The organism is Paenibacillus sp. 2TAB26 (genome assembly GCF_052115145.1).
Taxonomy (GTDB): Bacteria; Bacillota; Bacilli; order Paenibacillales; family Paenibacillaceae; genus Pristimantibacillus.
The window spans coordinates 219740-234393 of record NZ_JBFRGC010000003.1 but is presented as its reverse complement, the minus strand read 5'-3'; the positions used below and the strand labels follow the sequence as shown (position 1 = coordinate 234393).

The window sequence follows — 14654 nt, the reverse complement described above, 5'->3', positions numbered from 1 at the left end:
TGCGGTTGTTTGCAGTGGCAATGTGATCACTACCATAAATCATTGATTTAAATTGATATACTTTTATTTTGCCGCTTCAAATCCTCCGATTGTTTACGCAGCAAAATATACAAATGCACAATAATCGCTATTCCGCTTATGAACGACAGAATAAGAAAAATTTCGGGAGAGGAATCCTTCATAAAATGAGAGACGACGTACAAGGTTGCTGTACTGAACACATGCGCGAGCAAAGATGACCATATCGATCCTGTGCTCACGCGAATTACACCATAAATAATCGCTCCAAGAGCAGCGAAGGCACCAATGGTTACGCTCATAAATACAGTTCCAAACAACAAAGCTTGCAGCAGCACAGACCATCCAGAGGAGAATCGTTGGCGGAAAACATGGATCAGCATCCCCCGGAACAGCCATTCCTCGAGCAAAGAACCTAGCAATAAGCTGCTCAATACAAATACATAGAAATTCCCTCCACCAGCTACAAATTGAACCAAATTCGCAATTTCCGGAAAATTCTCAGCGATCCAAGCAAGCTGTGTGAACACCGCGATGAACAGACCAAGCCAAATTCCTGTCCCAGCAGCCATCACTGCTGATTGTGGTCGAACGAAGCCGAGGTCTTGCATTCGAATGTTTTGCCAGCGAAGCAGCGGCACATAAATGGCGATCACAATCGTATTCGCTGCGATAAGAGAGCTCGCTGGATTTTTGCTAAGCCACGCACTAAACTCAGCATCTTGAATCCAATTGTTCAACGCCCAATTCGTGAATAAAACTACGCAGATATAAATAGCTAAATAGAGTAGAACTTTACTAATTACAGTTAAAGTTCTCATGTGTGAATGACCTCTTTGTGATTGTATGGCTTGCGAAAGCGGCGATTGCCCAAATATAAGCCAGTTGCAATCATGGCACCTGCAACTGCCATTACAGCTGACAATATGAATATATCGTCACTCTTCGGGCCTAGATGCCAGAGCAAGTATTGAACTCCTTGGCAAGCCACCTGCGCGGCAATCGGCGCCCAGATGGAATCAAACCATACGTACAAGAGGGCAAAAATGATAGCGCCAAGAAACCCATACAAGGAGAGCGGAATATCACCTAAGAAGAATAGAACGCCATATAATAACCCTTGCAGCAAAATCGCAACGGTGACAGGCAGAACGCCTCTAAAACTGTTCAGCAGTAAACCTCTGAATAACGTTTCCTTGTATACATTGCCTAGCAATAGAAAAACGAGGAAAACATACCATTCTGCCCGATTCAAATATTCGAATAACTCTTGGAATTTGAACTGATCAGACTGGATCGCAGGCAATTGCGAGAATGCCACAGTGAACAACCCCGCGCCCAAACCCACCCACAGCGACAAGGAAATAGCGCTGCCATCCATCTTTTGAAATCGGGCTTCCTTGAATAGGTTTTGTTTAAATATTAGCTTTATTGCAAAGTACATAAGCGGAAAACCAATAATGTCATTTAATATGATGACAGTAAGCGTATTTTGTTCAAACCAAGGACTTAACGGGTAGATATAAGCAAAAAATAATTTGGTAACGGTAAGAAACCAGGCGAAATACAACCCGATGACCAGCGCAACACGCCCTATCGATACAGTCCAATTTCTCATCTTATCGCCCTCTTCCAACCGTAATCGGGTCTGCTTGTACTGAACTTGCACCTTTTTCGAACCCTCTTCGCCAAATATTTGCCGTTCCTCCTATGAGGAAGAGCAGACTTCCAGCCGTTAGAACATACAAAGCAGGTTCTCCTATTTCGTTAATCGCTTCATGCCAACCAACATATTTTGTTATAAAAATAAGACTCATGGCTGAGGTTTGTACAATAATTGGCGCCCACAGGCTCCCTATTCGGATATACAATATCGCGTAGATGAGTCCAGAACCAAAACCAATGAATGACAGGCTGAGGCTTGGCTGAAAATAGGCGTAAACCAATGCTTGCAAAATAAGCGCAGCATACAGCGGCATCACTTGACGTAATTGTCCGTAAATTAATCCTCTAAACAAAATTTCTTCATAGATGGGGGCAATAAGCCCCGCACCCAAAATAACGAATAAAATGGAATCTCCCCTAATGAGATCATCAACGAGAAAGGGGATGGACGGAAAGTGCCGAGCGATGACATCAATTTCAATTAGACCAATACTAAACAGGCATCCGGCTGCCCCCATAGCCAGCATCAACCCGGCATCTTTGACCCCGATCTTCTTGAAGCCGCTAACTTGAAACAAAGTTTGCTTCTGCTCTTTCCATATGCTTCTCTTCAAACGGAAAACAAGCATATAGATGAGTAAAATGGAGGTAAATAATATCGCCATGAACATCGCCGGGTTACGATCCATAAACTTGGCAAGGCCGAGTGTAGCTTCATACTGATAGGTTGATCGCAGCAGATAAAGCAAAGCGTAGAAGATACCTAAATACCATGCGATATTCCCGAGCATAAACAAGATCTTTTTCAACGTAATGCTCCTTTGCATATAGGGTTGTCCTTACTGCTTGCCGCCAGCTCTAGCATTAGAAGTCTGCTGAAATTGATGAACGGCCATTCTGAGCAGTTTAATATAGCCCTGAGCCCATGCCTTAACCTTTTCTTTCTTTAATCGACGTGCATTAAATTCCCATAAACCGCTCATCCCTTTACCTGCTCCTCCCCTGCCGCTGTCTAACGTCAGAATGATATCGAAGTGGTGCATGAGTTGATTTTCGGGAATGAAGCCTGTGCGCGAGCGATCTACAAACAAAGGCGTTATGCGGGAACTATTATGGCTCCCAAGCTCTCTCTCCACTTGATTCCAATCGTAGGAAATTTTCGTATCGTCAAATAACGAGTCGGCTGCTCGGATTAGTTCGCTAAACTCCAGCACCGTACTAAAGTCAAGCTCTAATGGTGTGAGCCGCCCTCTTGATGTTGCAACCGGCATTACCAGATCATTAGCGCCTGACTGCTGCTTCCAGAAGAGCAGATAGATTGCTAGTGCAACGGTTGTAATGGACACGGACTCCGAATATGCCATTTCTGCCAGTCCCTCAATTAAATCGTCCTCAAGGGTGAATTGGTACGAACCATTCCGCTGCGCAGTGTATGTGTTATTGAAGGAGTCCTCACCTGCAGCAATTCCAGCGTAATGCCAAATGTGAGGAAGATTGCTTTGGGAATCAATATATTCCGCAAGCCCGGCAATCGTCGGATAATTAAATAGATCCGTCACCTTGAGTAAACCTGGGTACAGCTCTTCCAGTCGCTGGTGGGTACGGACAAGCAGCAGCGACTCTCCCCCAACATCAAAGAAATTATGATGCGTCCCAATAGCGGTTCGGCCTAGCACTTCTCCCCACACAATAGAAATGGTTTTTTCCGTTTCGCTTGCTGCCTCCACATAATGCACGCCTTCATCCAACCGCTCATCTGTTGCTGGCAATGACTTCCGATCTACCTTGCCATTTGGAGAAAGCGGCATTTGATCCAGCTCGACGTAGACAGCCGGAACCATATAATCGGGTAATGTTTTAGCCAAATGATAACGTAATTGTGCGGTAGTGACTGCATCACTCGTTACGACATACGCRCATAGAAATGCACTTTCCCCCGCAGCTCCATCACGCTTCATGACAACGGCTTCCCTCACGTCTGGATGACCCGTAAGAGCATGCTCGATCTCCCCGCATTCAATGCGGTACCCCCTAATTTTCACCTGGTGATCCATTCGTCCCAGAAATTCGATGCTGCCATCAGGCAGCCACCTCGCAAGATCGCCTGTACGATACATGAGCTCGTTAGCTGCGAATGGATTTTTCACAAACTTTTCCGAGGTCAAATCAGGACGTTTCCAATACCCCCGCGCTAAGCCAACTCCCGCAATACACAGCTCTCCCGCCACGCCTACCGGTTGAACCTGCATAACATCATTGACCACATATAAGGAAATATTGTCGATAGGTTTGCCAATAGGCACGCTCGTTAAACTTTGCTCTCCTATACACTCGTAATAGGACACGTCGACCGTCGCTTCCGTTGGACCATACAGATTAATGAGCTTCGCAGCATTAGATTCTCCGATTCGCTCTCTGAATCTCTCTACTTGATTGACCGTAAGCGCTTCTCCACTGGCAAAAACATAACGCAAGCTCTCAAGCTTTTTACTATCATTAACAAGGCCCGGGTAATCCAAAAACAGATGAAGCATAGAAGGTACAAAATGTAGCGTAGTCACCTCATGCTTATTAATGGCATCATATATCGCCCCAGGGTCCTTTTCTCCGCCTGGTGCAAGCAAGCATAGCTTAGCGCCTGAGAAGCTCCATAAGAACAACTCCCATACCGACACATCAAACGTAAATGGCGTTTTTTGCAAAATCACATCATGCATATCAAGTGTGTATCTGTTTTGCATCCACGTAAGGCGATTCACTACGGAATGGTGCTCAATCATTACCCCTTTCGGCTGTCCTGTTGACCCTGAGGTGTACAACACATACGCTAAGCTACGCGATCGATGAATTTTTTCTAGCGGTCCATCATTTTGCTCATGCTGCAGCGCTTCCTCTATGTTCAATCGTTTAGAATCTAGCGACATGTTGTTGAACTGCCCGTCTAAGCCCTGAGTCAAAACAATCCTTGCTCCCGAGTCATCCAGCATATACCGAACTCGCTCTTCAGGAAGCCCAGGTGAGATCGGGACATACGCCGCTCCCGCCTTCAATATGCCGTAAATAGCAATGATCATGTCTACAGAACGCTCCATGATGACGGCTACAGTATCCTCATGCTTCACCCCGTGCTTTCTCAGAACTCTTGCCAGCCGATTGGCCTTCCCATTCAGTTCACGATAGGACATTTCCCCAGTCTCATAGATCAGCGCAGTAGCATGCGGTATCCACTCAGCTTGTGCTTCCAAGTAGGACTCAACGGTCATATGAATTGGATAAGCGGTAGCCGTTTCATTAAATTGAACAAGTTGAATGGCTTCTTCATCCGAAGTCAGCAAGCTTATTTGGTTTAAAGAGATATGCGTATCTTTCGTAATTTGCTCCACAATTCGAATATAGTAGCTAATCATTTGGTTAATTGTTTGTTGTTCGAATAGATCCGTTGCATATTCTACAGTAAGGTCTGCACCATCCTCACGCATTGCAAGCTCAAACGTCAGGTCCAGCTTGGATACAGCGTGCTCCAGCGGTTGCGTCTTTAATTGCAGCACATCAGCTTTCATTGCCGGCACATCCATATTTTGCATAACAAACATGACGTCAAAGATTGGATTTCGACTCAGGTCTCGCTTTACATCAAGTGCAGTTACACAATGCTCGAACGGCAGCATCCCATTATGCATCGCACCAAGCACCTTCTCCTTGATCTGTCGGGCAAAATGAAGAAAGCTGTGCTCACCCGATGGCTGGCTCCGGATTGCAACGGTATTGACAAACATCCCAACAAGCGGGGCTGTCTCTAGATGGGATCTTCCTCCAATCGGTGTACCAGAGATAATATCCTCTTGACCCGTTAGCTTATGAAGCAGCACGTGAAAACAAGCAAGCCATATTGGAAAACTAGTCATGCCAGCCGTTGCTGCCAATGACTCTACCTCGGACATTAACGAGAGAGGCAGCGCATGGATGATTTTGCTCCCCTTAAAGCTTTGTTCGGCTGGCCTTGGCTTGTCCACTCGCAAATCCAGAAGCGGCAGCGTTCCCGCCAGCTCCTCTCGCCAGTACTGCTCTTGCCTATCCCGCTCACGGCTCTTCATAAAACCCTGCTGCCATACAGCTACGTCCTTGTACTGGATTTCAAGCGACAGCAACGTGCCGCCTTCATAAAGCTTGGTGAAATCATGCGCCAGCACTGTCATTGAAATACCGTCAGATACGATATGATGCATGTCAAGCAACAGCAAATGCTCTTGCGCGCCATTCGTAATAAGCGAAGCGCGCAACAGCGGAGCAATGCTCAAATCGAATGGCTGAACGAATTTTTGCATGCTGTTCCATCCATCCACTTGATCCGTTTTTGTTACATCAGCTCGCACCATTACTCGCTCATGAATGCGTTGAACGGGGGCGCCATCGCGCCATTCAAAGCTTGTTCTGAGCGGCTCATGACGATCAATGAGCCGCTGCAGCGCCTCTTGCAATCTCTCAACGTTCAGTTCACCACGCATACTGAGTGCGAACGGCAAATTGTAGGCTGTACTTGAAGGTTTCATATGATGCAAAACGAATAGTCGGTTCTGTGCAAGCGACAATGGATAAACATCCCTCTGCTCGGCCCTTGTGATAGTTGCAGCAGTCCTTTTCGGCGATCTATCAATGAACGCTGCCATCTCTTCTAGGACCGGGTAGGCAAACACATCCTTTAGTGTAAATATGACCTCTAACTGCCGCTCCACTGCACCTGTTAACTGCGCTGCGCGCAGCGAATGTCCGCCAATCTGGAAAAAATGATCGTCGGTGCGTACGATGTGAACACCAAGTATGCTCTTCCATAGCTCTGCCAGTCGGAGCTCCGTCTCACTGCGCGGATCGGCGCCGCCAATAGAATCAGCAAATATCGGCTGTGGAAGGCGGCTGCGGTCTATCTTCCCGCTAGCATTTAGAGGAAAGGAATGCAGGCAGGCAAACAGGGAAGGAATCATATATTCCGGAAGCATTCCCCTTAGCCTCTCCTTCAACTCACGATCATTGCGTTCAAAAGAAGAAACCACATATGCACATAAGGCTGGTTCTCCCGTCCGATCCTTCACGGGCATGACGAGCGCATCGGAAACCTCCTCCAGCTGCATCAGCGCATGCTCAATCTCTCCACATTCCATTCGAAATCCTCTAATCTTCACTTGATGATCGAATCGACCCAAATACTCGATATGACCGTCAGCAAGCCAGCGCGCGCGATCTCCGGTCAAGTACATTCGTTCCCCAGCAAAAAAAGGATCAAGTACAAATTTTTCCGCTGTCAATTCTTGACGGTTCAAATAACCTCTAGCGAGTCCCACTCCAGCGATGCAGAGCTCGCCCGGAATTCCAATGGGCTGCAGCCGCCGCTGCTCATCCACAACGTACAGCCGAATATTTTGAATCGGCGAGCCAATCGGAACAGATCCTTGCTTATAGTTCGCGCAATCATATGCGCTGACATCCACGGTCGCTTCCGTCGGTCCGTATAAATTTATGAGTCGTGGACTTTCGCTGCCTGCAGAATGCTGGCTGTAGAACCCTTCCACCTGTGCAGGCTTCAACGCCTCTCCGCTTGCAAATACGTAACGCAAACCTCCGAAAGGGTTGACCGCCTTAACTTCCGATGCATACTGGAGATAAACGCCCAGCATGGATGGGACAAAATGCATGACCGTCACCGCTTGCTCACGGATGACTTTCATCATGACCTGCGGCTCCCGCTCCCCCCGCGGTTCCAGCAAGTAAACAGATGCCCCTGCAAAACTCCACCAGAACAGCTCCCACACTGAAACATCAAATGTTATGGGTGTCTTCTGAAGAATGACATCTTGCGAGTCAAGTGGATATTGATCTTGCATCCAATGTATACGGTTGATGACCGCAGCATGCTCGATCATAACCCCCTTTGGTTTTCCAGTAGAACCTGATGTATAGATAACATAAGCCAAATGATGCGCGTTCACTGCAGGCTCCAATAGCCATTCCTCAGTATCATGGGAACCCTTGTCTTCAACAGCATCTATATCTATAATTTCACCATTAAACGGCAGTTGGTCCATCCATTTGCGCTGGGAGCATAATAACTTGGCTCCGCTATCTTCAAAAATGTACCCAATACGCTCCTCTGGAAAATGCGGATCGATAGGCAAGTAAGCGCCCCCGGCTTTTAGAATGCCTAAAATCGCTGCCATCATTTCAAAAGAGCGCTCTGCAACAATCGGAACAATAGTCTCTGCTCCAACACCTTTCTGACGGAGCAGCAGAGCAAGTCGGTTTGCACGATCATCAAGCTCACGGTAAGTAAACATACCCTCGTTCGATCGAATGGCTGGAGCATTCGGCGTCTTGCGTACCTGTGCCTCAAAACAGCCATGAATGGTTTCGCCATCAGGATACGGCGTTGCTGTATCATTCCATTCTTGAAGAAGCATTTGCGCTTCCTTCTCCATAATTAAGCTGAGGGAAGAGCATTTCATACCTGGCTCATCCGCCACTTGTTTCAATACATTGAGCCAATGATCCGCCAGCCTCATCATCGTCGCTTTATGAAATAATCGCGTATTGAACTCTAGCTCTGCTCGAAAGCCTCCGTCACCATGAGGATAAAGATCAAGTTTAAAATCCAATTTAGATGTCATGTTTTTACTTGCGCGTACAGGCTGTACCCCTACAGTGTGACCCTTCACTTCCAAATCATTTTCGACCTGATTGTGCAAAATCATCATCGTATCGAACAGCGGGTTTCGTGAGGGATCCATCATCATTTGCGCAGCTTCAATCATCTGGTCAAAGCTCACATCTTGATGTTCGAGTGCTGCAAGCAGATGATCATGTGACGCCTTCGCAAATTGATCAAATTTCATGCCATCGCCTATTTTAAGGCGAACCGGAAGAAAATTATTGAACATACCGATCATATTAGCCGTATCGGGATGTGATCTTCCTGCCGCTAGCGCCCCAATAATCAAGTCATTTCCGCTTGTATACTTTTGAAGAAGCAGAGCGTAGGAAGCAAACAACAGACTATTTAAGCTGATATTGAGCGTATCGGATATAGATTGAAGCCGAATAGCTAGCTCTGAAGGAACATGGAATCCAAACGTCTCCCCCTCTAGCGATTGCCGTTCCCCACGCGGGAAGTCAAGCGGCATGTCGAGGCTCGAGGGTGGATCGCTTAACTCGGTCTCCCAATATCGGATGCTCTTGCGCATGCGTTCCTTATTCCCTTGGCCTGATCTCCATACCGCATAATCCTTGAACTGAATATGCGGCTCTTCCAAGCGCTTGCCGTCTAGTCGTTTGACTAGCTCTTCAATAAGCAGACTCACCGAAATGCCATCCGCAATAATATGATGGATATTTAGAAGCAAATAAGTTTCTCCGCATGCGCTGCTGAGCAGCCGTGCGTCAAGGAGCGGTGCTTGTGAAAGCGGCAACGGCTTGGCAAATTCGCAGAACTGTTGCTCCAGATCTATTGTTGTATCGCTTATCTCTTGAAGCTCGAACGAAGCATGCTCATGTATAATTTGACGCGCCTCACCGTCAATAAACTGGAATGATGTACGAAGCGGCTCATGCAGAGCAATAAGTTCTTTTATGGCCCGTTCCATATCCGTTCGCTGAACATGGCAAGTTAAGCGCAGCGCTAACGGGATATGATAGGCTATACCCGCGTTTGCAATTTCTTCAATGAGAAAAATACGCTGCTGGGATGGACTTAACGGGTAAGAACGAGAAATGTTTATCGGTTTTATCGGTTCATATGCCTCTATATCTGCGCTATCAATCCATTCTGCTTGCTCTCTAACTGTTGAACGTAGAAATACTTCCTTGATCGGCATTCGGACATGATATTGCTTATAAATTTCCGATACAAGCGTTGCAGCCTTCAATGAGTGACCGCCATGTGCGAGGAAATTATCATTAACGCCAACAGCCTCTACCTTCAAAACCATTTCCCAAATGGTTGCAAGCTGAATCTCGGTTTGGGTTGTAGGCGGGACATAGGCTGCTGCCATTCCGATGCTCAGTTTGGAAAAGTCAGGCTCAGGCAATGCGTTTTTGTTAATCTTGCCGTTAGAGGTGAGCGGAAGCTTCTCCACCCGCACGAAGACTGCCGGAATCATAAATTGCGGCAGCTTTGCTCCCAGCTCTGCTTGCAGCCGATCTATGGAAAGCTCACCATTTGCAACGATATAGGCAGCAAGCTGTGGATCGCCGCTGCGGTATTTCAGCATAACTACCGCTTCCCTAACGTCCTCACACTCTAGCAGTTTGCTCTCAATTTCCCCCAGTTCTATACGAAATCCACGCAGCTTCACCTGGGTGTCGAGCCGATCCAAAAACTCTAGATTACCGTCAGGCAGCCGCCTAACCAAATCCCCTGTCCTGTAAAGCTTGGTTCCCTCCTTAAAAGGATGGGGAACAAATTTATTTGCAGTAAGCTCCGGCAGATTCAAGTAACCTTGTGTTAAACCATCGCCGGCAATACATAACTCCCCAGGCACAAGTGCTGGGAGCAAGGCACCATTTTCGTCCAATACAAGTGCTTCTAAATGTGCGATAGGCTTGCCTATTGGAATTGCAGCATTGTCCTGCTCTAGCGAGTCAATCGGATAACAAGTAGCGAAAACAGTAGACTCTGTTGGACCGTACACATGAAGCAGCACGCCTGAACCGACGATCTGATAAGCTCTTTTAATATGCGAGGCTGATGCGCGTTCACCGCCAAACAATAGATGACGAAGGGAAGGCAAGTCCTTCAATCCAGAGTCAACGAATGCATTAAACAAAGCTGTAGTCGCAAAAAATACCGTAACCCTTTGTTTCTTCATCAATAAAATAAGCTGATGGATATCAAGCAAATCGTTTTCATTCACAAGGACGAGCTTTGCGCCGTTCAAAAGTGCCCCATAAAAATCAAACGTCGATCCGTCAAACGCATAATTCGATAACTGCAGCAGCGCATCCTCATTCGTGATTCGGATATAGTCAGTATCCCGAGCAATGCGAATGACGTTTCGGTGCGTAGTTAAAATTCCTTTTGGCCGTCCTGTGGAACCAGAGGTGTACATCACATAAGCTGCGTCGTCCCCTGTTACATCCACATTCAAATTATGTCCCTCTGCCTGTCTCCACTCGTTCCTCATAGCATCCATGTCAATCTTATCTACTGGCCTATTCCCAGCTTGAGCAAGCTTGCCGCCTATATGGCTTGTCTGAGCATCTACTATCATTGTAGAAATATCAGCGTCTCCAAGCATAAACTCAATCCTGTCGATAGGATAACTCGGGTCGATTGGCACATAAGCGGAGCCGGTCTTCAACACAGCAAGTATCGCAACTGGCATATTAAAGGATCGATGAAGAAGCAGCGCCACACGTGAATGCGGAACTACTCCTCGATTGATAAGCCATCTAGCCAGAGCATTTGCCATTTCATTCAGCTCTGTGTAAGAGAGGGTCGCCTCATCCATAACTATAGCCGGGAGCTGCGGTGTATGATCCACCTGCCTCTCAAACAGCCGGTACAGCGAAGCATCGTTAGGGTAAGGTGCTCGACTCGACTCGCTAGTTGCCAAAATAAGCTGGYATTCATCCTCGTCTAACATAGGAAGCATCTCAACAGTCGTCTCAGGGGATTGAACTGCTGCATCAGCCAATGTTTTATAATGGCGAGCAAATCCTCTTACTGTTTCCTGACTGTACAAGTCGAGGGAATATTCAATAGATACTGTAATGCCTTCCTCCGAAGCTATACACTCCCAGGTCATATCAAATTTAGATGTACCTGTCCCTATCGGCTCAGGCTTGAATGTGACATTCGCTGTATGAAACTGTGGAATTTCCATGTTGTGCAACGTAAATACAGTGCTGAACAATGGATTACGGCCAAGTTCTTGTTTTGCCTCTRCCAGCTCTACAATTTCTTCGTAAGGGACGTCCTGATGGTCTAGCGATAACAATATTTGTTTGTTGATCTCTTCAAAGCATTGAAGGATCGAAAGCTCCTTGCCAGCCCGAAGTCGCAGCGGCACCATATTGACGAACAGGCCCACGATACCATCCATCTCCGGCCTTGTTCTCCCTGCCGACGCAGTACCGATCACCATATCAACTGCTCCGGTGTACTTGCTCAGCAGCATAAAGTAAACGGAAGTTAAAACGGTATACAACGTACCGCCTGTTCGGAAAGCTAATTGCTCCAGCTTAGCTGTAAGTGTTGCATCGAGTACAAATTTTTCAATAGCTCCCTTGTAGCTAGGAGTGAGCGGACGCCGATAATCTGCCGGGATATCGATCTCCCCCGCTCCCTCCTTGAAGATTTGCCGCCAATACTCTCTCTGCCTTATCATGCGCCTATCTTCTGCCCTGAACCTTTTCTCCCAATCAGCAATATCGCTGTATTGAAAAGGAATTGGAGGCAGCTCAGCCCCTTCATACATCGCAACAAATTGCCCGATTAATATTCCCATCGACGTGCCATCCGTAATGAGATGATGCATATCAAATAACATCAGATGGCGGTTATGACTGAGTGTGATTAACTCCATTCGGAACAACGGCGCCTTAGACAGCTCATAGGGCTGTAGAAATGTACTTATTTTGTGCTGCATATCACTCTCTGACCAGCCGCGGCCGTCTGTATAAACAATGGGCAGCTTTACTGAATCTGTAATGCGACCGACCACGATATCATTGTCCATAACAAATGATGTACGTAGTGAAGAATGCCTGTTGATCAAGGACTCCCACACCTGCTGAAATTTACTGAGATCCAGCTCCCCCTCAATGCTTATGCGCTGCGGAAGATGATAACGAAGGAGACCTGAATTCATTTCCTCAACAATAAATAATCTCTTCTGAGTAGATGTGGCGGGATACCAATCCCTCGTGCCTCCATTTGAAATCACTTCACACTGGCCATTTCTGTCATTTCTTTGATCTTCCCCAGCAGTCACTTCAGCGACATAAGCGGCTAGTAACCGAACAGTATGATGCTGAAACAACTCGCTCAGAGATACATTTATGCCAAACGCCGACTGCAGCTGGGCAGCTACATAAGCTGCGCTCAGTGAATTACCGCCATGCTCCAAAAAATGATCATCTATTCCAATGCGGTCTGTCTTCAGCACTTTTTTCCAAATAGACAATATGCGCTGTTCGGCATCCGTTTCAGGAGCTGCAGCAGCCGACTCGGGAGCTGTTTCTTCCATAATCGCTGCCAGCGACTCCAGTTCTGCAATTACTGAAGAGAATTGTCCGCTCTGCATACTCTCAGCAAGAGTGTAACGCTGAATTTTCCCAGAGGTCGTTTTCGGAATACGCTTCACTGGAACAATGAGCTCCACTTGGAGTCCAGTTTTTCGATTTAGCAATCGCTGCACGCTTTGCCTCAGCGGCACAAAAGCATTAAGCTTTCCTCGAAATTGAATAAACACGGCGATCTCATCCTGCTTCGTTACTTCATTCTGAATCGCGCTGACAGCTACTTTGCCTATTTCTGCTCCCTTAATTTCGCTTGCCAGCATTTCCAAATCATGCGGGTATATGTTCTGTCCATTGACGAAAATAATATCCTTCATGCGGCCAGTCACATACAATCTGCCGTCTTGCATAAATCCAAGATCACCGGTATTCAGCCATCCGTCTGTCGATAGAATGACGGCATTCACATCAGGGCGGTTAAAATAACCCTTGGTGACATTCCTCCCTCTAATATGGAGGAGTCCAACGTAGCGATCTGGCGTTTCCCGACCAGACTCGTCGCAAATTTTAAGCTCGCATTCGGATACAGGGAACCCGAGCTCAACGATTTCTATTTTATTGGGATCATCTGCCGGAGCATCCTGAATAACATCCCCGATATTCAAGCCTTTTCGGCTTACATATAAGGTATTCAAGCTCTCCTCCACATGTGGAAATGTAACGGCCAAACTTGCTTCCGCTAGTCCATAGACGGGAAATATACATTGTTCTCTAAGCCCATAAGGCTTCATCTGTGCGAGAAACTCGCGGCAATTGCTCGCAGATATTGGTTCCGCTCCGTTAAAGATAAGCCTTACAGAGCTAAGGTCCCAGCAGGTGGCATTCTCAGGTTTAAAATGCTGTAGAAAGTGAACATAACCAAAGTTAGGTGATGATAGACAGGTAATGCGATGCTGATGCGTGAGCTCCATCCACTTCATCGGATGAAGCACGAATGTCGAGGTCGGCATCTGCCATTGATTCATAAGCCCAAGCATCGGAGTTAGATGAAATCCGATCAAACCCATATCATGCGTAAGCGGGAGCCAGCTTAAAGAGGAATCAGCCTCGGTCGACTGAGCGCCCTCCAATATCGCCCGCATATTCGAAAGTAAGTTGCCATGTGTCAAAACAACACCTTTAGGATCACCTGTAGAACCAGAGGTGAATTGGATAAATGCAACATCATCCTCGTTTGCCGCATAGACTGTTCCTTGGCGATCTATAGCAGCTGCTTCATCCAAAACATCCTTAATCGGCAGCATTCTTTTTTGTAATAGCTGTCCTGCGGCTTGCTCTTCATTCTTGAGACAATAAGCTGCAACAGAGTCCCATATTTCTGGCTCGCAAAGCAAATACGGATTTCCAAGTTGGCTGCTTACTTGAAGAAGCTTCTTCCTGCCTTCGTCAGTTCGTCCCGCTGTAAGTGGAACGGGGATCATGCCGCCCAATAGGCAGGCCCAAAATAAAACAAGAAATCGTTCATTATCTTCGGTCTGCAGCACAACATGCTGCCCTTTGCCAAGCCCTCTTTCCTGCAGCTGACCGAGTAATGCACCCGCTGCCTTGCGTAGTTGCCCATACGACACGAATCGATCCTTACCCGCCTCGCAGAACGTAATGCCCGCACCGCTCGTTCCGCTTGCAATGAGTACCTCTGAGAGATTTCGGATGATATTCATATAGCTCCCCCTACTTTTTTTCTG

Annotated in this window: 4 protein-coding genes; all 4 read right to left on the bottom strand. The window is 46.9% G+C overall.

Translation table 11 applies throughout. The features are described 5' to 3' along the window. Positions 1 to 47 precede the first annotated feature (47 nt). The 4 genes from AB4Z50_RS04100 to AB4Z50_RS04085 are packed head-to-tail and all read right to left on the bottom strand — an operon-like array spanning position 48 to position 14630. Complete coding sequence (locus tag AB4Z50_RS04100) at positions 48 to 839, bottom strand: CPBP family intramembrane glutamic endopeptidase (RefSeq protein WP_441875999.1); 792 nt, start codon at positions 837 to 839, stop codon at positions 48 to 50. Further along, positions 836 to 1636 (bottom strand): CPBP family intramembrane glutamic endopeptidase, encoded by an 801-nt coding sequence (locus AB4Z50_RS04095; protein WP_441875996.1) that lies wholly within the window; start codon positions 1634 to 1636, stop codon positions 836 to 838. The genes AB4Z50_RS04100 and AB4Z50_RS04095 overlap by 4 nt, the downstream gene beginning before the upstream one ends. A 1-nt stretch (position 1637) precedes the next feature. Continuing rightward, on the bottom strand, positions 1638 to 2492 hold the full coding sequence (locus tag AB4Z50_RS04090; protein WP_441875993.1) for a CPBP family intramembrane glutamic endopeptidase: 855 nt from the start codon (positions 2490 to 2492) through the stop codon (positions 1638 to 1640). A gap of 30 nt (positions 2493 to 2522) precedes the next feature. Further along, on the bottom strand, positions 2523 to 14630 hold the full coding sequence (locus AB4Z50_RS04085) for an amino acid adenylation domain-containing protein (RefSeq protein WP_441875990.1): 12108 nt from the start codon (positions 14628 to 14630) through the stop codon (positions 2523 to 2525). Between the last annotated feature and the right edge of the window lie 24 nt (positions 14631 to 14654).